This window comes from Allobosea sp., from assembly GCF_035999205.1.
GTDB lineage: Bacteria > Pseudomonadota > Alphaproteobacteria > Rhizobiales > Beijerinckiaceae > Allobosea.
This window is the reverse complement of record NZ_DASYHA010000008.1, coordinates 92,419-119,119: the sequence shown is the minus strand read 5'-3', so window position 1 is coordinate 119,119 and position 26,701 is coordinate 92,419. Positions and strand designations below refer to the sequence as shown.

At 67.5% G+C, this 26,701-nt stretch carries 22 protein-coding genes; 9 read left to right on the top strand and 13 right to left on the bottom strand.

The window, feature by feature from the left end; translation table 11 throughout:
• Window positions 1–9 precede the first annotated feature (9 nt).
• The 5 genes from VGN82_RS01745 to VGN82_RS01725 all read right to left on the bottom strand — a co-directional run bounded on the left by VGN82_RS01745 (window position 10) and on the right by VGN82_RS01725 (window position 5,744).
• Window positions 10–1,134 (bottom strand): formylglycine-generating enzyme family protein, encoded by a 1,125-nt coding sequence (locus VGN82_RS01745; RefSeq protein ID WP_327525256.1) that lies wholly within the window; start codon window positions 1,132–1,134, stop codon window positions 10–12.
• Window positions 1,131–2,360, bottom strand: a complete 1,230-nt coding sequence (locus VGN82_RS01740; protein WP_327525255.1) for an OmpA family protein — start codon at window positions 2,358–2,360, stop codon at window positions 1,131–1,133. The genes VGN82_RS01745 and VGN82_RS01740 overlap by 4 nt, the downstream gene beginning before the upstream one ends.
• A gap of 112 nt (window positions 2,361–2,472) precedes the next feature.
• Entirely contained in the window at window positions 2,473–4,407 is a 1,935-nt protein-coding gene (locus tag VGN82_RS01735) for a CHASE2 domain-containing protein (protein WP_327525254.1), read from the bottom strand.
• The gene (locus tag VGN82_RS01730) at window positions 4,400–5,098 is read right to left on the bottom strand and encodes a Crp/Fnr family transcriptional regulator (protein WP_327525253.1); all 699 of its coding nucleotides are present in this window, start codon (window positions 5,096–5,098) and stop codon (window positions 4,400–4,402) included. Before VGN82_RS01730 ends, VGN82_RS01735 begins: the two co-directional genes overlap by 8 nt.
• Before the next feature lie 4 nt (window positions 5,099–5,102).
• Window positions 5,103–5,744 (bottom strand): FecR family protein, encoded by a 642-nt coding sequence (locus VGN82_RS01725; protein WP_327525252.1) that lies wholly within the window; start codon window positions 5,742–5,744, stop codon window positions 5,103–5,105.
• A gap of 288 nt (window positions 5,745–6,032) precedes the next feature.
• On the opposite strand from VGN82_RS01725, the gene VGN82_RS01720 reads away from it, so the two are divergent.
• The 8 genes from VGN82_RS01720 (at window position 6,033) to VGN82_RS01685 (ending at window position 15,042) form a co-directional block, all read left to right on the top strand.
• On the top strand, window positions 6,033–6,863 hold the full coding sequence (locus tag VGN82_RS01720; RefSeq protein ID WP_327525251.1) for an alpha/beta fold hydrolase: 831 nt from the start codon (window positions 6,033–6,035) through the stop codon (window positions 6,861–6,863).
• 121 nt (window positions 6,864–6,984) lie between these two features.
• Window positions 6,985–7,398 (top strand): c-type cytochrome, encoded by a 414-nt coding sequence (locus VGN82_RS01715; RefSeq protein ID WP_327525250.1) that lies wholly within the window; start codon window positions 6,985–6,987, stop codon window positions 7,396–7,398.
• Window positions 7,399–7,776: 378 nt separating this feature from the next.
• Window positions 7,777–9,366, top strand: coding sequence for an ABC transporter substrate-binding protein (locus VGN82_RS01710; protein ID WP_327525249.1), 1,590 nt, complete (start codon window positions 7,777–7,779; stop codon window positions 9,364–9,366).
• Between the two features lie 172 nt (window positions 9,367–9,538).
• Entirely contained in the window at window positions 9,539–10,510 is a 972-nt protein-coding gene (locus VGN82_RS01705) for an ABC transporter permease (RefSeq protein ID WP_327525305.1), read from the top strand.
• 10 nt (window positions 10,511–10,520) lie between these two features.
• A complete protein-coding gene (locus tag VGN82_RS01700; protein ID WP_327525248.1) occupies window positions 10,521–11,357 on the top strand; it encodes an ABC transporter permease in 837 nt (278 codons plus the stop codon).
• Complete coding sequence (locus VGN82_RS01695; protein ID WP_327525247.1) at window positions 11,354–12,994, top strand: ABC transporter ATP-binding protein; 1,641 nt, start codon at window positions 11,354–11,356, stop codon at window positions 12,992–12,994. Before VGN82_RS01700 ends, VGN82_RS01695 begins: the two co-directional genes overlap by 4 nt.
• A 106-nt stretch (window positions 12,995–13,100) precedes the next feature.
• Window positions 13,101–14,390, top strand: a complete 1,290-nt coding sequence (locus tag VGN82_RS01690) for an ArgE/DapE family deacylase (RefSeq protein WP_327525246.1) — start codon at window positions 13,101–13,103, stop codon at window positions 14,388–14,390.
• 190 nt (window positions 14,391–14,580) lie between these two features.
• Window positions 14,581–15,042, top strand: a complete 462-nt coding sequence (locus VGN82_RS01685; RefSeq protein WP_327525245.1) for an NUDIX hydrolase — start codon at window positions 14,581–14,583, stop codon at window positions 15,040–15,042.
• 24 nt (window positions 15,043–15,066) lie between these two features.
• On the opposite strand, the gene VGN82_RS01680 is transcribed toward VGN82_RS01685, so the two are convergent.
• The 8 genes from VGN82_RS01680 to VGN82_RS01645 all read right to left on the bottom strand — a co-directional run bounded on the left by VGN82_RS01680 (window position 15,067) and on the right by VGN82_RS01645 (window position 25,361).
• Entirely contained in the window at window positions 15,067–16,791 is a 1,725-nt protein-coding gene (locus VGN82_RS01680) for a Na/Pi cotransporter family protein (protein WP_327525244.1), read from the bottom strand.
• A 148-nt stretch (window positions 16,792–16,939) separates the two neighbouring features.
• Window positions 16,940–18,007, bottom strand: coding sequence for an ABC transporter ATP-binding protein (locus tag VGN82_RS01675; RefSeq protein ID WP_327525243.1), 1,068 nt, complete (start codon window positions 18,005–18,007; stop codon window positions 16,940–16,942).
• The gene (locus tag VGN82_RS01670) at window positions 18,004–20,220 is read right to left on the bottom strand and encodes an ABC transporter permease (RefSeq protein WP_327525242.1); all 2,217 of its coding nucleotides are present in this window, start codon (window positions 20,218–20,220) and stop codon (window positions 18,004–18,006) included. The genes VGN82_RS01675 and VGN82_RS01670 overlap by 4 nt, the downstream gene beginning before the upstream one ends.
• Before the next feature lie 217 nt (window positions 20,221–20,437).
• Window positions 20,438–21,475: an ABC transporter substrate-binding protein gene (locus VGN82_RS01665; protein ID WP_414644174.1), complete on the bottom strand. Its 1,038-nt coding sequence runs from the start codon at window positions 21,473–21,475 to the stop codon at window positions 20,438–20,440.
• Window positions 21,476–21,578: 103 nt separating this feature from the next.
• Window positions 21,579–22,379, bottom strand: coding sequence for an inositol monophosphatase family protein (locus tag VGN82_RS01660; protein WP_327525241.1), 801 nt, complete (start codon window positions 22,377–22,379; stop codon window positions 21,579–21,581).
• Window positions 22,379–23,401 (bottom strand): inositol 2-dehydrogenase, encoded by a 1,023-nt coding sequence (gene iolG, locus VGN82_RS01655; RefSeq protein WP_327525240.1) that lies wholly within the window; start codon window positions 23,399–23,401, stop codon window positions 22,379–22,381. The genes VGN82_RS01660 and iolG overlap by 1 nt, the downstream gene beginning before the upstream one ends.
• A gap of 42 nt (window positions 23,402–23,443) precedes the next feature.
• The gene (locus tag VGN82_RS01650; RefSeq protein WP_327525239.1) at window positions 23,444–24,244 is read right to left on the bottom strand and encodes an SDR family oxidoreductase; all 801 of its coding nucleotides are present in this window, start codon (window positions 24,242–24,244) and stop codon (window positions 23,444–23,446) included.
• A gap of 106 nt (window positions 24,245–24,350) precedes the next feature.
• Window positions 24,351–25,361 (bottom strand): GlxA family transcriptional regulator, encoded by a 1,011-nt coding sequence (locus tag VGN82_RS01645; protein ID WP_327525238.1) that lies wholly within the window; start codon window positions 25,359–25,361, stop codon window positions 24,351–24,353.
• Between the two features lie 76 nt (window positions 25,362–25,437).
• Between VGN82_RS01645 and VGN82_RS01640 the strand changes: the two genes are divergently transcribed.
• Complete coding sequence (locus VGN82_RS01640; RefSeq protein WP_327525237.1) at window positions 25,438–26,688, top strand: sarcosine oxidase subunit beta family protein; 1,251 nt, start codon at window positions 25,438–25,440, stop codon at window positions 26,686–26,688.
• Window positions 26,689–26,701 lie beyond the last annotated feature (13 nt).

Below are 26,701 nucleotides of genomic sequence, written 5' to 3'. Positions count from 1 at the left end.
GCGAGCCGATCAGTTGCCGAGATCACGGGCGACGCGGAAACCTGCGACCTGATCGCGGATGCCGGGCTCGCTGACGATCCTCGCATCGAGCGTGCGCATCGCCGGCGGATCGGCCCAGGAGCCGCCCCGGAGAATGCGCCCCTCCTCCTCGCGGCAGATCGGCGGTGGAAAGGGCTGGCCGGGCACCGACGGATCGGGCGGGCAGGTATCGACCCATTCCCAGAGGTTGCCGCTAAGGTCAGACAAGCCCCAGGCGGTCGGCGCAAATCTGCCTACGGGTGCGGTGGTCCGGAAGCCGTCGCGGCAGGGCGCGGCGGTCCAGCCGGGATGAGCGAGCCTCGCCGTCTCGTCGGCGCCATTGCCGATGGCGCAGAGCCGCGCCGGATCGGCCATCTCCCTGGCGGAGCCAGCCGCGACATGATGCCATTCCGGGTCGCTGAGGAGCCGGTAGCGCTGACCGGTGCGCTTCGAAAGCCAGGTGACATAGGCCTTGGCATCGCCATAGCTGACACAGGCTACGGGATCGTCGTCGGTCTGCGGATAACCGGGATCCTGCCAGGACAGCGTCGGGTCGAGCTTCCAGACCGGGGCGCGGACATGGCAGCCGAGTTCGACGACATGGCCGGACTGCTGCATGAAGGCGCGATACTGCGCCCGCGTCACCTCGAAGCGACCGACGGCGAAGGGCTGCGGCAGGCTGGCCTCGACGATACGCGGCGTCGCGCCGGTCGAGAGCTGCATGCGGACATCGCCCTCGGGGACGAGGACGAGCTCCGGGCAGTCCGCGCAGTCACGGAAGGTCTCGCCCGAGCCCGGCTTGATCCAGAGCCGGGTGCTTCCAGCAGCGAGATCGATGAAGCCCAGGGCCGCCAGCCGGGCTCCGATCCGCGTCTTGTCGACGCCGGCTGCCAAGAGTTCGAGCAGCGCCGTACGATCCGTCGTGGCGGCGATGCGCTCGGCCATCTCGACGGCGGGGTCCTTGGGCGGCGCCAGCGGGGTCAGTTTCAAGGACGGGACGCTGGACGCCGAACCGGCCTGGGGTTTCGGCTGGGCAGCAGCCGGAGCAGCCTGCAGCGTCAGGCCCGCGCCAATGACGATGACGGCGAGCGCCGTGGAGGAGCGCCGGGCGGTCATGCGCAGGGCGTCGTCTTGAATTCGACGCGGCGATCGACCGCCGTACTGGCGTCGTCGCGGGGCAGCCCGACCAGGACCTCGCGATAGCCGACGCCGGAGGGGCGCAGGCGCTGCGACATACCCGGCGCCTGGGTCGCCATCAGCGAGGCGATGCGCTCGGCACGATCTCGGGACAAGCGGTCGTTCACCCCTTCGGAGCCGGTGCGGCTGGCATGGCCGACGACGTCGAGGCAGATGCCGGCCTTGGTGGCGCGGGCGGCGATCTCGCGCAGCCAGACGGGATAGCTCGCCGAGAGCTTGCGGTCGGCATTGAAGGCGGTCGAGTTCGGCTCGAACAGGAACTTCACTCCGAGCTGGCCGAGCGAGAAGCCGCGCTCGACCATCTGGCCGAAGGTCTGGTCCGCCTGGCCGGTCTCGCCCAGCGCCGCGTAGGAAAGGTAGAGCCCGTTGAGCACGCGGATCTGGTCGCCACCCGGCTGATCCTTCGCCTCACGATAGAGATCGCGCGCCCTGGCGTGGTCTCCGGCCTCATAGGCCGCGCTCGCCTCGCGAATGCGGGCGGCGGCGCCGAGCTGGTCGATATAGGCAGGAGAGACGGGCGTGCCTGGCTGCGACTTCTGGCAGGCCTCGATATAGGCGCGGGTGGCGGCGTCCATGCCCCAGACCGGGCTGTCGGAGTAGGAGGCGGCCGGCGCGATGTCGACGTCGTTGACGACAGAGCGGGAGACGCTGCGGGCATAGACCGTCTTCGCCTCGCGCTCGACCAGCGCGAAGCAGATCCAGAAGGCATCCTTTTCGCCGCCGGGCTGGCCGGCATTGTTGATCGTGTTGAAGGTGCCGATGAAGACGAAGCGCGCCTTGGCGACATTCTCCGGCGTGAAGGCGAGCACCTTCACATGCGGGTAGCGCTCGGCGACGAGTTCGGCGATGCGCTTGTCGAAACCGCGCGTCGCGGCCGACTGGATGCCGGTGACGCCGTCGATCAGCGGGTCGATCACCATGGTGATCTCGCCGGCGCTGGCGGGAACTTTGGCGAAGAGGTCGGTCGCGGCCTTCATGAAGGCCTGTTCGAGCGGAACGAGCGCCGGGGGCTTCGTCGCTACGACCGGCTGGGCGATGGCGGCAGGAGCGCTGCCGACCGCGGCGAGAGCCAGCATGACGGCCGCCGTCAGCGACCGAGCGGTCACGCGGTGGCTTCGGCGGGTGAGGATCGAGGGCTGGGTCATGACGTCAACTCCCTTTGACTGATCGATCCGCTCATCGGGCGAGCCCGGAGAGCGCGTGTCGTGACAATGCCGGAACGCGACGGGACCCGCTGTCCCGCAGGGAACAGCCGCATCACCCAGCCTCCCTCGGCGCAAAAACCTCGACCTCGCCGAGGCCGCGGAGTTCGACACGGGCGAGCGGGCGGACATGGTCCGGCCCGCAATGCTCGGCCGCCAACGGCCCGATGCAGATCGACGAGCCCAGATCCTTGTTGAGGGCTTCCAACCGCGCTGCCGTGTTCACCGCGTCGCCATGAGCGGTGTAGTCGAGCTTCGCGCCGACCCCGACGTCGCCGACGATGGCAAAGCCGGTCTCGATGCCCTGACGGGTGCGGCCGAGCCGGATCGTCGCGGCGAGGCCCTCGGCCCGATAGGCCTCCGTCCAGGCGAGGATCGCGACGGCGCAGGCGACGGCGCGTCGTGGGTGGTCGGGAAGATCGAAGGGCGCGTTGAAGAAGGCATGCACGGCATCGCCGACGAACTTGTCGACCATGCCGCCATGCTCCCCGATGATGCGGGTGACGCCGTCGAAATAGCCGTCGAGCACGCTGACCAGTTGTTCCGGCCCGATGTCGCGCGTCGTCTGGGTGAAACCCTCGATATCAGTGAACAGGGCGGTGATCTCGCGCCGCTCGCCGGTGAGCTTGAGGCTCGCGGGATTGGCGACGATGCGCTCGACCACGCCCGGCGCCAGATGCTGCTCGAAACGGCGGCGCAAGCGCGTCTCGCGCAGGCGTGTCTCCGAAAATGCGGCCAGCGAGGTTGCGAGGAAGGCCGCTACGCCGGCCGCTGCCGGGAGCGAGGGGTCGAACAGGAGATCCCGCGCGGCGAGCAGCGCGGCGCCGAAGAACAGCGTCAGCAGGAGCCCCGCCACCGCCACGGCAGCAGGGGCAGGTCGCAGTTTGCGGGCAAGGCCGATCGCAATCGGGATGAGCAGCAGTGCGGCGGCACCTTCCCAGGCCCAGCCATGCGCCGCCCGAACCGGCATCATTCCGGCCGCGATCTGGCGGACGGCATCGGCGTGAAGCACGGCCGACGGCGTGAGGGGATCGCGCGCGCTCGCCCTGAGCGCACCGAGTTCAGGGGCGAAGCCGCCGATGAAGACGATCGCGCCCGTCAGAGGTCCGAGATCGGCCGCGCCACGCAGGAAGTCGGACGCGCGCAGCGTCGCAATCTCGGCCGCAGCGGGCGCCAGGCGAAGCAGGCCGTCGCGCGGCAACGATCGTGTCAGATCGCCAATGCCGAGGCGGGCCGGATCGCCCGACAAGAGGTATCCTGAAGCACCCGAGGCAAGCCGGATTGCCTCAAGCGCTAGGCCGGGCCGAATGGCGTCGCCGGCCGTAACGAACAAGGGGACGCGCCGGACCAGCCCGTCTTCGTCGCCCGGCAGCGACAAGGCGCCCGCCCCCGCGGCTTCGGAGGCCAGCGCCGGCGGCGGACCTGTCGCGCCGTTCTCGCCCCAAAGCGGGCCGAGCTTCGCGCCGTCGCGCGTCAGCACCGGCACATCGGCGATCGCGTCGCGCCCGCGCGGATCAAGGACCCAGCCGAGTGCGACGGGGCCGGCTGCGACGGCCTCCGCCAGCGCCTTGTCGCCGTCGACGAGCGTCTGCGCCAGCGCTCCGAGATCGGCACGCCCAGTCTCCGTGGCGAGTTGACGGGCGAGCGCCGCCGGCGAGCGCGTATCCTCGCCGGCCAGCAGGATGTCGAGCGCGATGGCCGCCGGCTTGGCGCCGTTCACCGCGGTGATCAGCCGCGCGAGCGTCTCGCGCGGCCAGGGCCAGGGGCCGACCGCCTCGAGGCTGGCGGTGTCGATCGCAACGATCGCGAGCTTCGTCTCAGGCGCCGTTGCCCGCCAACCGGCGACACTGCGGAGCAGCAGATCGAAGACGCGCTCCCGCTGGGTTTCTCGCCAGGCCGAGGGCGCGGCGAGCCCCAGCATCAGCACGCCAAGCCCGGCCAGCAGACCGGCCAGGACGGGCGGGGAAAGCCGGCGCCGCCGTTCAGCCATCGCCGATCCCGGCGCATGTCGCCAACAGATCGGGATCGCAGAAGATGCGGTCCGCAGTACGGCGGATGGCGCCGGCCTGTTCGAGCGAGCCCAGCGCGGCATTGACCTTCGGCCGGCTGGCCCCGAGCAGTTGCGCCAGTTCACCCTGCGAGAACGCCATGTCGAGCGGCACGCGCTTGCCCGGCTGCGCCCTGCGCCCGCCCAGCCCGACCAGCAGGAAGCGCGCCAGCCTGACCTCGATCGAATAGAGCGCGATGCCTTCGAGCTGGTCGGTGGTCTGGCGCAGGCGCCGGCACAGGAAGGCGATGATCCCGGTCGACAATTCGGGATAGCGCGAGATGAGCTGCTCGAGCGCCGCCCGCCGGAGGCCATAGGCGACGACCGGCGTCAGCGCGACCGCGTCGGCGCTGCGCTCGCCGCCGTCGAGCACCGCGATCTCGCCGAGAAGTTCGCCGCGCACGGCATGGCGAACGCTGAGCTCACGCCCGTCCTCGGTGGTCACGGCCAGCCGGATGCGCCCGTCGCCGACGAGGATGAGCTGATCGCCATGGTCTCCGCGCGAGAACAGCATCTGGCCCTGCTCGAAGCGCTGCTCGCGGAACTCGCCGGCGCAGGCCAGCAAGGCCTCAGGCGAGAGCCCTGCGAACAACGGCGCTTCGCCCAGCATGGCGGCGACGGCGGCATGGCCCATCGGCTTATGACACCAGCGCCATGGCCGCGCGGATACGGGCGTCGCCCCAGCCGCGAGCCGGCGTCGGCGGGGCACCGGGGCGCGCGATGTCGGTGCCTTCGCCGGCCGCAAGCGACACCTCCTGGCCCGCGGCCGAGACTGAAACCTCGCCGCGCAGGACGAAAACGCCGAAGACGCCGTTGCTCGGCCCGGCGAAGAAGCGCGTGCCGCGCACCGCGATCAGCCCGTAGGAGGAGCGCACGCGAAGCCCGCCAGCTTCGCTGCCCGGTGCCTTGTCGAACAGCAGCGCACCGGCGCCCAGCGTGATGGTGCCGCCGGCATCGACGATGAATCGGTCAATGGTGATGCGGGATTTCTCGCCGAGACGAAGCTCGGTCGCGCGTCCGAGCCGAAAACCGGCCCGCGCGCCATCGCCAGTCTCGACACGGTCTCCGACAAAGACCGGCCCGTTGGTCGAAAGCGCACGTCTGGCTTCCCTGAGTTCGGCAACGGCATCGCCGCGCAGATCCGTCACAAGGCCCGCCGGAGCGGGTCCAGCTGCCGGGGCCTGTGCATGGCCAGCGGCGGGCAAAGCCGCCACACCGAACAGCGACATAGCCCCCAACAGGTCGCGCCGATCGATCATCCAGCCATCATCGTCAATCATCGAGGCCTCCGCCCTCTTGCCTCCGCTTCGAAGCGCATCTTCCCCATGATCGGTACCGTAAGGTCAAGGCATGCTAACGTAGCCGGGCCATGCGATTTGTACCCGCGGGAACAGGCCGAGACGGGCTCCGCTCGGCCGCTGCATGACGCTCCGGCAGCGGCGCAACCGCCCTGCACCGACTGCGTCTCGCCCCCGCCATTGCGGGCATGGCGGGCGCTCACGGCCTGCGCCATCCTCCCCTCGTCAGCGGTCGAATGTGTCGTCTGCGCTGCAACGGGAGGATAGCCCATGAACGAAACCCAGAGCGACCTCCCCGGTCCGGCCAGTTTCGAGATCACCACCGCCGACGGCGCGACCCTGCAGGCCTTCATCGAAGGGCGGGGGCGGACCCTGCTGCTGGTCAGCGGGCTCAGCGGCACCGCCGGCTTCTGGAAAAACATCGCCACGACTCTGGCGCGTTCCTTTCGCGTGATCCGCTTCGACCAGCGCGGCATCGAAGCCAGCACGCGCGGCAAGGCCGCCTGCAGCATCGACGAACTCGCTCGCGACTGCCTCGGCGTGCTCGACGGGGCAGGCGCCGACAGCGCCGTGGTGCTCGGCCATTCGACCGGCGGCTGCATCGCGCAGTCGCTGGCGCGGCAGGCCCCACAACGCGTCGAGGGGCTGATCCTGAGCGGGAGCTGGCTGAAACCAAGCCGCTACATGGCCGGATATTTCGGTGCGCGCCGCGATATCCTCGACAGTCATCCTCAGGCCTTTGCGGCCAGTACCGTGCTGGGGGCCTATCCGCCAGCCTGGATCGAGGCGAACTGGCATGTTTTCGAAGGGGCCCTGGCGGCGGCGCCGACCACCGCATCGGCGAAGGCGGTGATGCGCGAGCGCATCGACGCGCTGCTCTCCTTCGACGGTTCGGCGCAGGCGGCGGCGCTCGCCATGCCGATCCTGGTGCTGGGCGCGCGCGACGACATGGTGGTGCCGGCCTTCCTGCAGGAAGAGCTGGCCGCGGCCCTGCCCGGCTGCAGCAAGACGCTGCTCGACACGGGCGGCCATCTCATTCCGGTGTCGCGGCCGGACGCCTTCACCTCCACGGTGGCTGACTGGATCGGCCGGCTCGACTGATCGTGAACGCCGCGGAGGCTGCCGCGTCGAATTGGCTCATGGGCATAGCCTCAAGTTGCATTATTCCAGTTCGAGGCCTTGACGCTGCGGCGCCAAGGCCCAGCCGCAGCAAGGACATCCCATGCCCGCCAAGACACCGCACGCCATTGCCCGTATCGTGCTCCTGACCGCCCTGGTCGCCCCCGTGTTCGTTCCGCTGCCCGCGCTGGCCCAGGACATCGCCGCCGGCGAGCGCTCCTGGAACAAGTGCCGCGCCTGCCACCAGATCGGCGAAGGCGCCAGGAACCTCGTCGGCCCGCAGCTGAACGGTTTGTTCGGGCGTCATTCCGGCGCGGTCGAGGGCTACAGCTTCTCGGCCGCCAACAAGAATTCCGGCATCACCTGGGACGAGGCCGTCTTCGCCGAGTACATCAAGGATCCGAAGGCCAAGATCCCAGGCACCAAGATGATCTTCGCCGGCATCAAGAACGACAAGGAAATCCAGGACCTCACCGCCTTCCTCAAGCAGTACGACAAGGACGGCAAGAAGCTCTGAAGTCCGGCAAGAATCCGCAACTCTCATCCCGACGAGCCGCCGGACGGCGCCTTGAGGGGTGAGAGCACGGGACGCCTCGAGCTCCCCTGAGGTTCGCCGCCGCGGCCGATGCCGCGGCGTCATCTATCTCTCGCATAGCCACAGCCTATTGGACCGGCGACGCGCTTCCTTCCTATCCTTCGGTCAGGCAGGCTCGCCGGCCGGCTCGGCGCCACCGCCCTGACGACAACGCGGCCGAATGGCCCGAAACTTGCCGGCAAGTGCCCGCGCCGCGTGGCAGCCTAGGCCTGTGCGCCGGCGCAAGGCTGTGATCTATTCGCAGGGCGGCCGTGCCTGAGGGGGCACGCCGGCCCAGACGACTACCGAGGGAGAATGACGATGACTACAGCGATCCGCCGCCGCCTCGCCCAGACGACAGCCCTTTGCGCGCTCGGCCTGGCCGCTCTCGGCCTTTCGGCGCTGCCCGCATCGGCACAGGCCCCCAAGAGCGGGGGCACGGTCCATGTCGTCGTCCAGCCCGAGCCGCCCATGCTGATGCAGGGCCTCAACCAGAACGGCCCGACCAACATGGTCGCCGGCAACATCTATGAATCGCTGCTGCGCTACGACGAGAAGCTCAACCCGCAGCCTTCGCTCGCCAAGAGCTGGGAGGTCTCGCCCGACGCCAAGGTCTACACCTTCAAGCTCCAGGAGGGCGTGAAGTGGCATGACGGCAAGCCCTTCACCGCCGACGACGTCGTCTTCAGCCTCGACAAGTTCCATCGCGAGGTCCATCCGCGCTGGCGGCCGATCGTCAACGCCCAGGTCGAGAAGATCGAGAAGGTCGACGACCTGACGGTCAAGATCACGCTGAAGCAGCCCTTCGGCCCGATGATCACGACGCAGGAGGTCGCCTCCGCGCCAATGATTCCGAAGCACATCTATGACGGCACGGATTATCGCGCCAACCCGGCCAACAACACGCCGATCGGCACCGGCCCCTTCAAGCTCAAGGAGTGGAAGAAGGGCTCCTATATCCATCTCGTGAAGAACGCGGACTACTGGGCCAAGGGCAAGCCCGCGCTGGACGAGATCTACTGGCAGATCATTCCCGATGCCGCCGCGCGTGCCGTCGCCTACGAGACCGGCAAGGTCGATGTCCTGACCGGCGGTTCGGTCGACGTCTATGACGTGCAGCGCCTGTCCAAGCTGCCGAACAGCTGCATGACGACAAAAGGCTGGGAGATGTTCGCCCCCCATGCCTGGCTGACCGTCAACATCGCCAAGGGCGGCCCGATGGCGAACAAGCAGTTCCGCCAGGGCATGATGTACGCGATCGACCGCGACTTCGGGAAAGACGTGGTCTGGGACGGGCTCGGCAAGCTGCCGACGGGCCCGATCTCGTCGAAGACGAAGTTCTATTCGGCCGATGTGCCGAAATACAGCTATGACGTCGCCAAGGCGAAGGAGCTGATCAAGGCCTCCGGCTACAAGGGCGAACCGCTCAAGATCCTCGCCCTGCCCTATGGCGAGGTCTGGAGCCGCTGGGCCGAGGCGATCAAGCAGAACTTCGCTGATGCCGGCATCAACGTCTCGATCGAGACCACGGACGTGCCGGGCTGGACGCAGAAGGCCTCGAACGGCGATTTCGACCTGACCTTCAACTTCCTCTACCAGCTCGGCGACCCCGCGATCGGCGTGGCGCGCAACTACATCTCGACCAACATCGTCAAGGGCAACCCCTTCGGCAACCAGGGCGCCTATGTGAACCCAGAGGTCGACAAGCTCTTCGCCGATGCGGCGATCGCGCCGACCGACGCCGCCCGGCAGGAGCTCTACACCAAGGTCCAGAAGGTCCTGGTCGAGGATCTGCCGGTGCTCTGGCTGCTGGAGATGGAGTTCCCGACCATCTACCGCTGCAACGTCAAGAACCTCGTCACGACGGCGATCGGCGTGAATGACGGTTTCCGGGACGCCTGGAAGGATTGATAGCGCGGCCCCGGCCGGACAGAGGCGCGGGCGAGCTTTCGCCGTCATGGTCGGGCCTGTCCCGACCATCCGCGCCTTCTGCCGGCGAGCGCAAGCTGAAGACGTGGGTGCTCGCCACAAGGGCGAGCATGACGGCGGGAATCCCGTCCTTTCGGATCATGGTTGAATGAACCTGCTGCAATTTCTCTCCGGCCGGCTGGCGAAGGGCGTGCTCACGCTCATCGCCATCGCCGTGCTCAACTTCTTTCTGATCCGGGCCGCGCCAGGCGATCCGGCGCAGGTGCTCGCCGGCGAGGCAGGGGCTGCGGACGCGCAGCTCCTCGAGCAGCTGCGCGAGCGCTTCGGCCTGAACGAGCCGCTGCTGACGCAGCTCTGGATCTATCTGAAGGGCTACCTGACCTTCGATCTCGGCTTCAGCTATCGCCAGCAGCAGCCGGTGCTGACGCTGGTGCTGGACCGGCTGCCCGCGACCCTGCTGCTGACCGGCGCCGCCTTCGTGATCTCGCTGGTGCTGGGCACGGCGATGGGCGCGCTCGCCGCGCGTCGGGCCGGCAAATGGTCCGACAGCCTGATCACCGCGCTGGCTCTCGTCTTCTACGCGACGCCGCTGTTCTGGGTGGCGCTGATGAGCCAGATCGTCTTCGCGCTGAAGCTCGGGATCGTGCCGAATGTCGGCTACGAGACCATCGGCGCCGGCTATACCGGGTTTGCCCGTGCGCTCGACATCGGCCGGCATCTCGTGCTGCCGGCGCTGACGCTCGGCCTGTTCTTCACCGCGCTCTATGCCCGGATGATGCGGGCCTCGATGCTGGAGGTCGCGGGCGCCGATTTCGTCAAGACCGCGCGCGCCAAGGGGGTTTCCCCGCCCCGCGTCTGGCGCCGCCACGTCGCGCGCAACGCCATCCTGCCGGTGGTGACGCTGGCCGGCCTGCAGGCAGGCCAGCTCGTCGGCGGCGCCGTGTTGACCGAGACCGTCTTCGCCTGGCCCGGCATCGGCCGCCTGATGTTCGATGCCCTGGTGCAGCGCGACTATTCCGTGCTGCTCGGCGTCTTCTTCATCTCCTCCGCCATGGTGGTGGGCTTCAACATCCTGACCGACCTCGTCTACCGGATCGCCGATCCGCGCATCGAGGCCGGGGCATGAGTGTCCGGGCATGAACTTCCTCAAACGCTTCTGCCGCAACCGCGGCGCCGTGCTCGGCCTCGTGATCCTGCTCGCGGTCGTCGTCTTCGCGCTGCTGGCGCCGACGCTCTACCCGCAGTCGCCCTGGCGGCCGGTCGGGCGGCCCTTCATCGCGCCCTTCGTGATGGAGCGCTTCCCGCTCGGCACCGACACGCTCGGCCGCAACCTGGCGGCGGGCCTCGTCCATGGCGCACGCGTCTCGCTGATGATCGGCGTGGTCTCGACGCTGGTCGCGCTCCTGATCGGCGTGCCGCTCGGAGCCATCGCCGGCTACGCCGGCGGCTTCGTCGACGATGCGCTGATGCGCTTCACCGAGTTCTTCCAGACCATCCCCTCCTTCGCGCTGGCGATCGTGCTGGTCGCGATCCTGCAGCCCCAGCTCGGCTCGATCGTGCTCGCGATCGGCGTCGTGTCCTGGCCGCCGGTCGCAAGGCTGGTGCGCGGCGAGGTGCTCTCGCTGCGAACGCGCGAGTATGTCCAGGCGGCGGTAACGATCGGCCAGTCGACGCCGCGCATCATCTTCAGCCAGGTCCTGCCGAACACCATCGCGCCGATCATCGTGATGGGTTCGCTGATGATCGGCTCGGCGATCCTGCTCGAATCCTCGTTGTCCTTCCTCGGGCTCGGTGACCCGAACCTGATGAGCTGGGGCTACATGGTCGGCGCCGGGCGCACGCGCCTGCTCGACGCCTGGTGGATCTCGTTCTTTCCGGGGCTCGCCATCTTCCTGACCGTGCTCGCCCTCAACCTGGCTGGCGAAGGCCTGAACGACGCGCTGAACCCGCGCCTGGCAAGGGGGCGCGAATGAGCGAAGCACCTTCCCGCAGCGTGCCGGCCCTCTCCATCGAGGGCCTGACGCTCGCCCTGCCGGCGATGGCCGACCGCGCCCATGCGGTCGAGCAGATCACGCTGGCCATTGCGCCGGGCGAAACGCTCTGCGTCGTCGGGGAATCCGGCTCGGGCAAGTCGATGATCGCGCATTCCGTGATGGGCCTGCTGCCCAAGGCGGTGAAGCCTGTCGCGGGAGCGATCCGTCTCGCCGGCCGCGACCTGCTCGCCCTCGACGAGGCTGCCTGGCAGGATGTGCGCGGTCGCGAAGTCGGCATGATCTTCCAGGAGCCGATGACCTCGCTCAACCCGGTCATGCGCGTCGCCGACCAGATCGTCGAGACCTTCGAGGCGCATGGGCTCTTCGGCAAATCCGAGCGCTACAAGCGCGCCGTCGATCTCCTGACCGAGGTCGGCCTGCCCGATCCGCCGCGGCTCGCCAAGGCCTACCCGCACGAACTCTCCGGCGGCCAGCGCCAGCGCGTGATGATCGCGATGGCGCTCGCGCTCGAGCCGAAGCTCCTGATCGCCGACGAGCCGACGACGGCACTCGACGTGACGACGCAGGCGCAGATTCTCAAGCTGATCGACAATCTGCGCCACAAGCACGGCACGGCGGTGCTGTTCATCACCCATGACATGGGCGTCGTCGCCGAGATCGCCGACCGGATCGCCGTTCTCGAAAAGGGCGTGCTGGTCGAGGAAGGCACCGCCGACCAGGTGCTCGGCGCGCCCCGCCATCCCTATACGCAGAAACTGCTCGCGGCCGTCCCCTCGCTGACGCCGCCGGACCGGCCTGCCCTTCCGGCCTCCGCGCCCGTGCTCAGGGTCGAGCAGCTCGGCAAGGTCTATCGCAAGCGGACGCTCTTCGGCACGGCGCGCGAGGTCAAGGCAGCGGACGACGTCTCGTTCTCGCTGGTCCGGGGCGAAACGCTCGGCCTCGTCGGCGAAAGCGGCTCTGGCAAGTCGACCGTCGGGCGCTGCTGCCTGCGCCTGATCGAGCCCGACAGCGGGCAGGTCATCCTGAACAGCCCGCACGCAGGGGAACTCTTCCTCTGCGACCTCAAGCCGACCGCGCTGCGCGAGCAGCGCAAGCGGATCCAGATGGTCTTCCAGGACCCTTTCGCGTCGCTCAACCCACGCCAGACCGTCGGCCGGATCATTTCGGACGGGCCGGTGGCGCACGGCACGCCGCGCAAGGAGGCGTTGGCCAGGGCGCGCGAACTGCTCGAACTGGTCGGCCTCTCCGGCAATGCGATCGACCGGTACCCGCATGAATTTTCGGGCGGCCAGCGCCAGCGTGTCGGCATCGCGAGGGCGCTCGCGCTCGAGCCCGACGTGCTGGTCGCGGACGAGGCGGTCTCGGCCCTCGACGTCTCGGTCCAGGCTCAGATCCTGAAGCTGATCAAGGACATCCAGCAGCGGCTCGGCCTCGCCATCCTGTTCGTCACGCATGACCTGCGCGTCGCCGCGCAGATCTGCGACCGGATCGCGGTGATGCAGCGCGGCAGGATCGTCGAGACGGGGCCGACGGCGGCGCTCTTCGCCAATCCCCAGCACGCCTACACGCAGCAGCTGCTTGCGGCGGTTCCGGGTGGCGGGCGGTTCGGACATTGATGCCGCCACGGTTTCACAACCGTACGTCACCTCGGACGCTGCGGATTTGATGGACGTTTCGCGAAACCACGAAGCCAACTGACGCCATTCTGACGGAGCCTCGCCCATGCCTCTCGATCCCGCTCTCCGCGACAAGATCCTCGCCTCCGTCGAGGCAGGCTTCGCCGAACAGGTCGCGTTCACGCAGGAACTGATCCGCTTTCCCTCGCTGCGTGGCGACGAGCATGCCTGCCAGGACTTCATCTTCCGCGCCATGAAGGAGCGCGGCTTCACGGTCGATCGCTTCAAGATGGACGAGGCCGCGATCAAGGCCCATCCCGGCGGCGCACCCTTCTCCGAATTCCATAGCGACGCGCCGATCGTGGTCGGCATCCATCATCCGCGCGAGGAGAAAGGCCGGTCGCTCATCCTGCAGGCGCATGTCGACGTGGTACCGGAGGGGCCGGCAGACCAGTGGACGCATGCGCCCTTCGACCCGGTGATCGAAGGCGACTGGCTGTATGGTCGCGGCAGCGCCGACATGAAGGCAGGCGCCGCGGCCAACTTCTATTGCATCGACGCATTGAGGCGCATCGGGTTACAGCCCGCTGCCACGGTCTATCATGAATCCGTGGTTGAGGAGGAATCGACCGGAAATGGCGCGCTGATGACGCATCTGCGCGGCTATCGCGCCGAGGCCGCGCTGATTCCCGAGCCCGAATACGAGATGCTGGCGCGGGCCAATGCCGGCGTGATCTGGTTCCAGTTCGAGGTGCGCGGCGTGCCCGCTCATGTCCGCGAGATGGGGACCGGCGCCAATGCGATCGACGCCGCCTATCGCGTGATCTCGGCCTTGCGCAAGCTCGAGGAGGAGTTCAACGCCGAGAAGGTCGGCCGCGAGCATTTCGAGAACGACCCGCATCCCATCAACCTGAACATCGGCAAGATCGAGGGCGGCGACTGGGCCTCCTCGGTGCCGTGCTGGTGCAAGGTCGATTGCCGCGTCGGTCTGTATCCGGGCGTCACCGCAGAGGAGATCGCCAAGCGCATCGAGGATTGCATCCGAACGGCGTCGCGCAACGACTCATTCCTCGCCAACAACCCGCCGAAAGTGACGTTCAACGGCTTCTGGGCCGAGGGCTACGTCCTTGAGCCCGGCAGCGAGGCGGAAGCCGTGCTCGCCCGCGCGCATGAGGCTGCGCTCGGCAAGCCGCTGAAATCCTTCATGACGGCGGCCTATCTCGATACCCGCGTCCACGCCCTCTACGACAAGATTCCGGCGCTCTGCTACGGGCCGATGGGTGAGCGCATCCATGCCTTCGACGAACGCGTCAGCCTTGCCTCGGTCAAGCGGATCACCGGCGCGATGGCGGTGTTCGTCGCGGAGTGGTGCGGCGTGGAGCCCTTGAAGGCGTAACGCCAAAGCCGGCGCGGCCTGCGCATGTCGCAGCCGTGCCGCCCACAATTGCGCCACCTCCAGACGACGGAACATCAGATTCCAGGCAGCGCCATCTGGAATTTTCTGGCCGCCACCCCCATTTTCTGCAATATTTGTTCCGTTCGCGTGATCCGAATCATGCGACGAGAGGGGGTGGGTTCGAGCGGAGATGAAAAAGGCCGGGAAGAAGGGGGGACGGACGCGGGCGCAGATCGCTGCGATGCCCGTTCGCCTTGGTCTGGACGGCTCTCCCGAGATCCTGCTCATCACCTCGCGCACGACTCGGCGCTGGATCGTCCCCAAGGGCTGGCGGATGAAGGACCGCAACGACGCCGAAGCCGCCGCCATCGAAGCCTATGAAGAGGCCGGTGTGATCGGCCGGGTCAGCGAGACGCCAGCCGGACGCTATAGCTACTGGAAGCGCATGGCCGACCACTTCGCCCTGTGCGAGGTCACGCTCTACCTGCTCGAGGTCGAGCGCCAGCTCGACAGCTGGGCGGAGAAGGACGAGCGCCACAGCCAGTGGTTCAAGCTCGAGGATGCGGCCGATCTCGTCGACGAGCCCGAACTCGCGACCGCCATCCGCAATCTGCCGCCCATTCACTTGGCGACGGCCGCCTGCGCCGTCTGATTCCGGCTGTCGGCTGAGGCCGGCTCAGCGTCCGGGCTGCGGCGTCGGCACGAGCATCTCGCGCTCCTGGCGGGCCCGCGCCTCCTTGGTCTCCATCAGCCGGCTCTCGCGCAGCGCATTGGCGCTTTCCAGGATCGGATAGCCGATCGAGGCGATGTGGCCGTGGATGCGCTTGAGATCGCGGATGATGTCGAGATGGATGGCGCTGGTTTCGATCGATTCCGGCCGGCCGCTGCGCAAGCGCTGAAAATGGCTCTCGGTGGCGCGCCGCTCGGCATCGCGCATGGCCGACTTTTCGGCGAAGAGCTGTCGTGCCAGGGCAAGGTCGCGCGTCGCGAAGACGTTGAGCGCCAAAGCGAGCGCAGACGCGACCTTGTGGTGGAAGTCGCGGATCTCTGCCAGCCCTTCCGGCGAGAAGCTGTAGCGCTTGCGGATCTTCTTCTCGGCCAGCTCGCGCAGATTCTTGTCGATGATATCGCCGATATGCTCGAGATTGGTGATCAGGGTGATGATCTCGAACAGCCTGCGGCTCTCCTCCTCGGTCAGCTCGTTGCGCGAGACCTTGACCAGATAGAGCTTGATCGACTCGTGGATGGTGTCGACGCCGTCATCCGCCTCGGCAATCGCACGGGAGAGCTTGAGTTCGTCCTTCTCCAGCAATGTCATGGTGTCGCGCAGCATCACCTCGACGCGGTCGCCGAGGCGCAGCGCCTCGCGCATGGCGCCGGCCAGCGCCTCGGTCGGGCTGTCCAAGGCGTTGGGGTCGAGATAGCGCGGCGCGACCGCCTCCGCGGCGGCATCCTTGCCAGGCATGAAGCGCCCGACGAGCTTCGACACGGGGCCGACAAAGGGAAGGAAGACCAGCGCGCCGACGAGGTTCAAGACGACGTGGAACTCGATGGCGAGGCGGCTGTCGGCCGAGGGCAGCGAGATCAGCCAGGCGGAGAGCGGGCCGACGAAGGGCAGGACCGCCAGGGCGAGCAGCAGCCGCGTCAGCAGGTTGCCGACGGCGGCGCGGCGCTGCCCGGCCGGCGCCCCGAGCTGGTCCAAAACCGGGATCAGGGCATTGCCCAGATTCGCACCAATCACCAGCGTGAGCGCCGTGGCGGGCGGGAACAGGCCGGACGCAGCGAAGGTCGTGATCAGCAGGATCACGGCGATGCTGGAATGGGTCAGCCAGGTCGCGGCGACCGCGACCAGTACGGCGAGCAGAGGTTCGCTGCCAATGGCGCCGAGCAGGACCCGGAAGGTCTGCGACTGGGCCAACGGAGCCGCGGCCGTGTTGAGCTCGATCAGCGACAGCAGGATGAGTCCAATGCCGACCAGTACGCGGCCAATATTGCGGGCCCGGTCCATCGCCTCGTTCGAGAGATAGAGCCCGACACCGACGGCCAGGCACAGCCCCCAGAGCCAGCCCAGATCCATCGAGATGACAAAGGCCGCGAGCGACGTGCCGAAATTGGCGCCGAGCAGCACAGCCAGCGCCATGGCGGGAACGATCAGGTTCTGCCCGGCGAAGGAGGAGACCAGCAGCGTCGTCGCGGTCGAACTCTGCAGCACCATGGTCACGGCCGCTCCACTGCCAAAGGCGGCGAAGCGATTCTTTGTGAAGGTCTGCAGGGCCTGGCGCAGCGACGAGCCGAAGGCGCGCATGGCGCCGGTGCGGACCAACCTGACCGACCAGATCAGCAGCGCGACGCCGCCGGCAAGGTGGATCAGGATCGTGGTCGCGCTCTCGCTCGTGGTCATCGCCGCCGAATCTTTCTCCGCTCAAGGGTGCCAGGTTACTGGAAAAACGTCGCTTTTTCGTTAGCCAACTTATCGTTTATGCGAGCAAAACGTGCTGATTTTGCGGCAGGATCGTTGGCTTTTTAGGCAAAAGGCGCCGAGCGCGGGTTCAGGCCGGTGGAATCAGCGTCACGCCCGAGCCGGCGAAGGCCAGCCGGACCGGCGTGCCCGGCTCCAGCATGGCGTGATGGCCGTACTGGACGACGAAAAGCTCACCGACCGGCGTCTCGACCATGATGTCGAGATGATTGCCGAGATAGGCGCATTTGGCGACCTTGCCGGGAAGCGATGCCGGCCCGTTCTCCTCCGAGAGCAGCAGGCTTTCCGGCCGGATGGCGACCTTTGCGGGGCCGGCATCGAGACCACGCGCCGGCAGGGTGATCGTCGCCGGCCCGAGCGCGACCTGGGCCCGGCCATCGGCCACTGACTTGACGGTCACCTCGATCAGGTTCGCGTCGCCGATGAAGTCGGCGACGAAGGCGTTGGCGGGCTCCTCATAGAGCGCGCGCGGGGCGCCCTGCTGGGCGATCTTCGCATTGGACATCACGATGATCTTGTCGGAGACGGCGAGCGCCTCCTCCTGGTCATGCGTGACATAGGCGACGGTCAGATTCAGCTCCTGCTGCAGCTCACGGATTTCCTCGCGGACGCGGCGGCGCAGCTTGGCGTCGAGGTTCGAGAGGGGTTCGTCGAAAAGCAGCACCTGCGGCTCCAGCACGAGCGCACGGGCCACGGCGACGCGTTGCTGCTGCCCCCCGGACAGTTCCGAAGGATAGCGGTTCTCGAAGCCCTTCAGGCCTACGAGGGCGAGCTTGGCCAGCGCCATCTCACGGGACTTCTCCTTGCCCAGGCCCTTGACCGTCGGGCCATAGGCGGCGTTCTCCAATACGCTCATATGCGGAAACAGCGCGTATGACTGGAACACCATGCTGACGTCGCGATCGGCGGCCGAGAGCTTCGTCACATCCTCGCCGCCGATCAGGATCTGGCCCTCGCTGGCGATTTCGAGACCCGCGATCATGCGCAGGGTCGTGGTCTTGCCGCAGCCGGAAGGACCGAGCAGCGTCACCAGCTTGCCCGCCTCGACGGTGAAGCTGACATTGTCGACGGCCGTCACCGCGCCGTAGCGCATGGAAACATTGCGGAATTCGACGGATGCAGGCCCGGCCTTGGTCAACTTGCTGCTCCCTGGCTGATAGGGTCGGACACCGAGCTGGAAAGCGCGACGACCTTGCGCCGGCCGAGCTTGCGCTCGCCGACACCGAGCTGGATCAAACCGATGCCCATCGCCATGAAGACGATCAGCACCGAGGAATAGGCGATGGCGAGGCCGAATTCGCCGGCCTCGACACGCCCGACGATGTAGGCAGTGGCGAGGTTGTACTCGGCTGAGACCAGGAAGATCACCGCGCTGACCGCCGTCATCGAGCGGACGAAGGAATAGACCAGCGCCGAGACCAGCGCGGGCCGCAGCAGCGGCAGCACGACACGCCAGAGCGTGGTGAAGCTGCGGGCGCGCAGCGTCGTCGAGGCCTCGTCCAGGCTCTTGTCGATCTGCGACAGGCCGGCGATGCCGGAGCGGACGCCGACCGGCATGTTGCGGAAGACGAAGGCGATGATGAGGATCAGCCCGGTGCCGGTGATCTCGATCGGCGGCACGTTGAAGGCGAGGATATAGGCGACGCCGAGCACCGTGCCGGGGATGGCGAAGGAGAGCATCGTCGCGAATTCGAGCGTGGCGCGTCCGGCGAATTTCTGTCGGGTCAGCAGATAGGCCGTCAGCAGGCCGATCACCGCCGTCAACGGCGCCGAGATCGCCGCAACCTTGATCGTCGTGAAGAACGAGTTCCAGGCCGAGCCCTGGAAATAGATGCCGTTGCTGAAGTCGATCGCGAAACCGGTGAGGTAGTGCTCCAGCGTCGGAGTGTGGTTGCGGCCCATATTCTTGACGAAGCCGCCGACCAGGATGACGAGGTAGATCACGAAGGTCAGCGCGACCCAGGGAACGATCGCGGCGGCGGCGAGCCAGGTAATGCGGCGCGGCAGCGGCGTCGGCAGGCCGGCGTCGCCCTTGCCGGTGACGGTGGTGTAGGACTTGCCGCCGAGCCAGCGCTGCTGCACCCAGAAGGCGCCGAGCGTGAAGGCGAGCAGGATGATGGCGAGCACCGCCGCCTGACCCTGATTGTAGGCGGCGCCGACCACGGCGAAGAAGATCTTCGTTGAGAGCACCTCGAAATTGCCGCCGAGCACCAGCGGATTGCCGAAATCGGCCATGCTTTCGACGAAGCCGAGCAGGAAGGCGTTGGCGATGCCGGGCTTGAGCAGCGGCCAGGTCACGGTGCGGAAGGTCTGCCAGCGCTTGGCGCCGAGCGTCTGCGAGGCTTCCTCCAGGCTCGGGCTGATGCCCTGCACCACGCCGATCAGGACGAGGAAGGCGATCGGCGCGAAGGCGAGAACCTGCGCCAGCAACACGCCGGGCAGGCCGTAAAGCCAGCGCGAGCGCGGCACGTCGAACCATTCGTAGAGGAAGGTCGAGACCACGCCGGCGCGGCCGAAGAGCAGGATCAGGGCAAGGCCGATGACGAAGGGCGGGGTGATGATCGGCAGCACCGTCAGCGCCCGCATGACGCGCTTGCCGGGCATGCCCGTGCGCAGGATCAGAAGCGCGCAGGCGAGACCGAGGAGCGTCGTGATCACGCCGCAGAGCACGGCGAGGACGAGGGTGTTCCAGGCCACGCCGCAATTGACGTTGGCAGTGAGGCAGCCGAGCCCCCAGATCGAGGAATCGAAGAAGCGGGCGACGAAGGCGGAGGGCGCGAAGGCGCCGCTCTGGTCGACCAGCGCGCTCTTCAGGATCATCCACACCGGATAGAAGATGAACAGCCCGATCAGCAGGATGACGATGCCGATCGAGGACGTCGTGAACAGGTCGCCCCGGCAGATGCCGCGATAGGCGAGGCCGTGGCAGAGCAGCAGCAGCAGCGCGACGATGACGAGGAAGGCCCCGCCGCCCATGCCGCGCTGGACGCCGCCGCCGCCGCCCAGCAGCGCCGCCAGCCAGGGAATGCCCTGGCCCTCCAGCGCGATGGCGAATCCCTGCGCAAAGAGCAGGACGAGGCCGAGCGCCCCCGCCGCGACCAGCGCTGTCGCGGTCCGGGCGGCATCGCGGCTGCCGATGAACGCCGTCGCCGCAGCCAGCGCCGCGCCGATCGGGAGCAGCCAGGGTGCCTGGCCGGAGAGGCCGAGCGCCAGCGCGCTGCCGGCCTTGCCGAAGGGATAGCCGGCGAGCCAGCCGAACCGCGTCAGGCTCATCCCCTCGACGAAGTACCAGGGCAGCACGGCATAGCCGAGCCAGCCGAGCAGCAGCACGAGCTTCGTGGCGGAGCGCATCCTTGCCTGTCCCCTCACCTCATTTGCGGCCTGGCCGGTTGAACCGGCTCTTGCGGCATTGTCGAACGTCCTGCGCGGAAACTCGCCGTCATCCCGGGCTTGCCCCGGGATCCATCGGAGGGCGGTTCCTTGTCCAGAACTTGGCTCTACGATGGCTCCCGGAGCTCGGCTTCGCTGCGTCCGGGATGACGGCGGTGGTTCGGCAGGCTGATTGCCCCTACTTCGGCAGCGCCTTCACTTCCTTGTCCCATTTGGCGAGCAGGCGAGTGCGCTCGGCCGAGGAGCCGTACTTCACGAAGTCGTAGTTGATCAGCTTCATCTGATCCATCTTCGGCGACTGCGCCGGCACCGGCGAGGCCTTGTTCGAGGGCACCTGATAGGACTTCGCCGGGGCGGCCAGCGCCTGTGCCGCGGGGGTCAGGGCCCAATCGTAGAACTTCTTGGCGTTCTCCAGATTGCGCGCGCCCTTGACGATCGACATCGAGCCGATCTCGTAGCCCGTGCCCTCGCAGGGCGCGACCGGCTTGATCGGATCGCCCTGCACGGCGAAGACGACGGCGTCGTGAATGAAGACGATGCCGACGGCGGTCTCACCCAGGCTCGCAGCCTTGGCCGGGGCCGCGCCCGACTTGGTGTACTGGCTGACGTTCTTGTGGAGCTGCTTCAGATAGTCGAAGCCCTTCTCCTCGCCCATCAGCTGCACGACGGTGGCGAGCAGGTTGTAGGCGGTGCCCGACGAGTTCGGGTCGGCGACCTGGACGTCGTCCTTGAGCTTGGCGTTGAGCAGGTCGGCCCAGCATTTCGGCTCGGGAATGCCCTTCGACTTGATCTGCTCGGTGTTGAAGCCGAAGCCGAGCGCACCGGCATAGATGCCGACGGAGCGCTGCTTGGCGGCCTTCCATTGGTCGATGGCCCAGCTATGCAGCTCGGCGTTCTTCGGCGATTCATATTCCTGGGTCAGACCCTCTTCGGCCGCCTGGAGATGAGGATCGCCGGTCCCACCCCACCAGATGTCGCCGCGCGGATTGGAGGATTCCGCCTTGAGCTGGGCATAGATCTCGCCGGCCGACTTGCGGGTCATCGCGACCTTGATGCCGGTGTCCTTCTCGAAGGCGGTGGACATGGCGCGGCACCATTCCTCCTGGACGCCGCAATACATGACGAGCGACCCCTGAGCACGGGCCGGAGTGGCAGCAAGGGCCGCAGTGGCGAGACCGGCGAAGAGACCGGCTTTGAGCCAGGATTTCGATGACATGGTAACCTCCCTGATCGAAGAGACCGGCTTCTATGTCCGGTTCTTGTGACTGCCGTGAAACTGAGACGAAACAACGTGAAAGATCAATGGAATACGGCGCCGGCTAAGCGATTCCCGTGATTTCCTTGAGGACCGGGGCCAAATCCGGACTGCTGCACAGGATGGGGTTTCCTTTGGCGATCCCTTCGCCGGCGAAAAAATCATTGATCGAAGCGCCTGCCTCGCTTGCGATGACGATGCCGGCGGCAACGTCCCAGGCGTTGATGTGGAGTTCGGCATAGGCATCCGAGCTGCCGTTGGCGACGTGACACAGCCCCAGCGTGCCCGAGCCGCCGCGTTTCATCTCTGCTCCGGCTGCATAGCCGCGCTCGATGACCTTGAGATAGTTCGCAGCAGGCACGCGCGTCGACCAGCCGAGCTCGACCGAGGCGCGGCCGATGTCAGCTGCGCCGGAAACCTTGATCGGTTCACCATTCAGGGTCGCGCCGGCACCGCGCCGGGCGGCATAGACCTCGCCCAGGGCCGGCGCCGCCACGACGCCGATCTCCGGCCTGCGGTTCGCCAGGAAGCCGATGGAGATGCACCAGTTGCGGTCGCCATGGGCGAAGTTGGCGGTGCCGTCGATCGGATCGAGGATCCAGACGGCATCCGAGGCTTGGCCGCCGCCCTCCTCACCGATGACGGAATCATTCGGGAAGAGCTGTGACAGGCGCTGGCGCAGGAAATCCTCGACCTTGCCGTCGGCGACCGTCAGCCAGTCCTGCGCGCCCTTCATCGTGACGCCGAGCGACTCGCGCCGATTGAAGTAGCCCAGCGCCAGATGGCTCGCCTCGGCCGCCAGCCCGAGCGCTGCATAATAGCGCAGGTCGCGTTCCGCCGGCGTCATAGCTTTGCCACCAGCCATTACTTGGCTCCCAGGTCGACGCTGACCGGCTTGCCGGACTTCGCCGATTCCGTCGCGGCATCGGCCAGGATTTGCGCCTTGAGCCCGTCGAGGCCCGATGGCGTCGGCGCCTTGCCGCCCTTGCAGGCAACGAAGAAAGCGTCGAGCTCGGCGCGATAGGCAGCCGCATAGCGCTCCAGGAAGAAGTTCTGGACCGGATCAGCCCGGAAACCCGCGCCGGTGGCGCTCTCGACCGTGGTCTCGTGGATGTTGCCGGCGCGCAGCATGCCCTTCGAGCCATGGACCTCGATGCGCTGGTCGTAACCATAGGTGGCGCGGCGGGAGTTCGATATCTGCGCGATCTTGCCCGAGGCCGTCTTCATCAGCACCGCGGCGGTGTCGACATCGCCGGCCTGCCCGATCGCCGGATCGACCAGCGCCGAGCCGAGCGCGAAGACCTCGACCGGCTCCTCCGCCAGGAGGAAACGCGCCATGTCGAAGTCATGGATCATCATGTCGCGGAAGAGCCCACCGGAGCGCTTCACATAGTCGACCGGCGGCGGCGAGGGATCGCGCGAGATCACGCTGACGATCTCGATCGCGCCGGCCTCGCCTGCGCGCAGGCGGCTTTCGAGCGCCGCGAAGTTCGGATCGAAGCGACGGTTGAAGCCGATCATCAGCGGCTTGCCGGACTTTTCGACCGTCGCGAGGCAGCGGCGGATGCGGGCGGCGTCGAGGTCGACCGGCTTCTCGCAGAAGACGGCCTTTCCGGCCGAGACGGCCGCCTCGATCAGGTCGGCATGGGTATCGGTCGGCGTGCAGATCAGCACGGCGTCGATGCCGGCATCCGACAGGATCGCGTCGGCCGTCGTCGCCTTGGCGCCGCTGGCGGCGGCAAGCGAGGCGGCAGCCTCCGGCATGGCGTCGGTGAGCGCGACGAGTTCGGCATCGGGACGCGCCACGACATTCAATCCATGGATTCGGCCGATCCGGCCCGCGCCCAGCAATCCCACCCGCATCTTCGCCTGTCCCGTCGTCATCATCGTCATCGTCCTTTGGGCCGCGGCGTCGCAGCCCTCCTCGTGTCAATCGTGCGCGCCCAGAATCGTCTGGTCGAAATCGATGTTCGATCCCGTCATTAGCCCGGAATCGGCCGAGGCCAGATAGGCCACGGCGCGGGCGACTTCGCGCGGGTCGAGCAGGCGCCCGAAGGGCTGGCCGGCGGCGGCCTCGTCGAGCCAGCCATCCTGCGCGCCATGGCGCTTGCGCATGATCGCGTCCTCGCCCGGCGTCGCCATCCAGCCGATGTTCAGGCCATTGACCCGGATCTTGTGGGCGAGCAGGCCGAAGGCTGCGTTCTTCGTCAGCGTCGCCAGGGCGCCCTTCGAGACGCTGTAGGCGGAGAGGAAGGGCTGGCCGCCATGGGCCGACATCGACTGGATGTTGACGATGGCGCCGGCGATCGCCTTGCGGCGCATCAGCTCGGCCGCGTCCTGGATCAGGAAGAAGGGCGCACGCAGATTGACCGCCATGATCCGCTCATAGAGATCCGGCGTGGTGTCGAAGACCGTGCCGCGATCCGTGTCGCCGGCCGCGTTGACGAGGATGTCGACCCGGCCGAAGGCGCGCTCCGCAGCCGGCACGATCGTGCGGACGGCAGCAAGATCGGACAGGTCGACCGCATTGAAGCGGGCGTCGCAGCCGACCTCCTTGAGGCTCGCGGCCACGGCTTCGCCGCGCTCGCGGCTGCGCCCGGTCAGCAGCAGCCCCTTCGCCCCGCGCGCAGCGAGCTCGCGCGCCACGGCCTCTCCCAGCCCCTGGCTGGCGCCCGTGACGATGGCAACCTGGCCGGCGAGATTCCGGCTGACCGAAGCAACTTCTGACACTTGAGATACGTCTCCCTGACGGACGGCACATTTTTTTGATTTTTGTACCTTATGGAATAATTATTCCATTCTTCGAGTCCGCAAGTCAAGGCTGCCCCGGGCCGTTTCAGCGTCCGGGACGACCGGTCGGCGGCTCCCGTTCCGCCCGCGGCGGATGGCCGAAGCGCTGGCGATAGCCACGCGAGAAATGGCTGGCGCTGACGAAGCCGCAGGCGAGCGCGATTTCCAGCACCGAGAGCGAGGTCTGGCGCAGCAGGTCGCGGGCGCGGTCGAGGCGCAGGGCCAGATAGTGCTCGCCGAGCGAGCGGCCGAGATGGTGGCGAAACAGGCGCTCCAGCTGGCGCAAAGAGACATTCGCCGTGCGCGCCAGCTCCTCGCGCGAGAGCGGGTTTTCGAGGCTCTGCTCCATGCGGCCGACGACGCGCAGCAGCGGGGCATGGCTGATGCCGAGCCGCTCTCGCAGCGGCATGCGCTGCGGCCCGGCGCCCTCGCGGACATGGGTCTGGAGGAACCACTCGCTGACGGCGAGCGCGAGCTCGCTGCCATGCTCGCGGGCGATGACGGCATGCATCATGTCGAGCGGGGCGGTGCCGCCGCTGGAGGTGAGCCGGTCGCGGTCGATCTCGTAAAGCGACCGGCGCAAGTCGAGATCGGGATAATCCTCGATGAAGGCCGGGGCATGCTCCCAATGGATGGTGAAGCGATAGCCGTCGAGGACATTGGCGTGGGCGAGGATGTAGGGACCACCCGAGACCCCGCCGAGCCTGACCCTGTGGCGCGCCAACTGCCGGAGCCAGGCGAAAGTCGGCGGATGATGGAAGACGGCCGGATTGCCGCCGGCACAGACCACGACATAGTCGAAGCGCATCTCGGCACCGACCGAATGGTCGGCGTGGATGCTGACCCCGTTCGAGGCGGTTGCCGGGTTCCCGTCGATCGAGACATGGCTCCAGCGATAGAGATCGCGGCCGGACAGGCGGTTGGCGGCGCGCAGGGGCTCGACGGCGGAGGCATAGGCGAGCAGCGCGAAGTCGGGAATCAGCAGGAAGCCGACATGGGTCGGCCTGCGCTCACCGTCCTTGTCGCCATGAGATAAGTTCGTGTCGCCCAGAGTCATGTCCGGCAGCCTATGTCGGCCAATCTCCGGGTGACAAGACCGTTGCTGCTTTCTCTCACCCCGAACCGGACCGCCGATGCGCTATTCCGTCTTCTCGCTGCTCGCCCAGACGCTCAAGGGCCATAAGGGCTGGCAGCCGACCTGGCGCGACGCCGCGCCCAAGCCCGAATACGACGTGCTGGTGATCGGCGGCGGCGGGCATGGTCTGGCGACCGCCTATTACCTCGCCAGCCGGCACGGCATCCGCAATGTCGCGGTGATCGAGAAGGGCTATATCGGCTCCGGTAACGTCGGACGGAACACCACGATCATCCGCTCGAACTACCTGCTGCCGGGCAATACGCCGTTCTACGAGCTGTCGATGAAGCTCTGGGAAGGGCTGGAGCAGGACCTCAACTACAATGCGATGGTCAGCCAGCGCGGCGTGCTGAACCTCTACCACTCCGATGCGCAGCGCGATGCCTATGCGCGGCGCGGCAACGCGATGCGGCTGGCCGGCGTCGACGCCGAACTGCTCGACCGCGAGCAGGTCCGCGCAATGGTGCCGTTCCTTGACTATGAGAACGGCCGCTTCCCGATCCAGGGCGGGCTGCTGCAGAAGCGCGGCGGCACGGCGCGGCACGATGCCGTCGCCTGGGGCTATGCCCATGCCGGAGACCGCAACGGCGTCGACATCGTCCAGAACTGCGAGGTCACCGGGCTCAAGCTGGAGAACGGCCGCGTCACCGGCGTCGAGACGACTCGCGGGCCGATCCGGGCGAAGAAGGTTGCGGTCGCGGTCGCCGGCAACTCCTCGCGGGTCGCGGCGATGGCGGGCCTCAGGCTTCCGATCGAGAGCCATGTGCTGCAGGCCTTCGTCTCGGAAGGCATCAAGCCGCTGATCGACAATGTCGTCACCTACGGCGCCGGCCACTTCTACGTCAGCCAGTCGGACAAGGGCGGGCTCGTCTTCGGCGGCGACATCGACGGCTACAACTCCTACGCCCAGCGCGGCAACCTGCCGGTGATCGAGGACGTGATGGAATCGGCGATGGCGCTGTGGCCGGGCGTCGGCCGCATCCGGATGCTCAGGCACTGGGGCGGCATCATGGACATGTCGATGGACGGTTCGCCGATCATCGACCACACGCCGGTACAGGGCCTCTATCTCAATGCGGGCTGGTGCTATGGCGGCTTCAAGGCGACGCCGGCCTCGGGCTTCTGCTTCGCGCATCTGATCGCGAAGGACGAGCCGCATCCGGTGGCCGCCGCCTATAGGCTCGACCGCTTCGCGACTGGCCGCGTGATCGACGAAAAGGGCGTCGGCGCCCAGCCGAACCTGCACTGACGGGGCCTGAGGA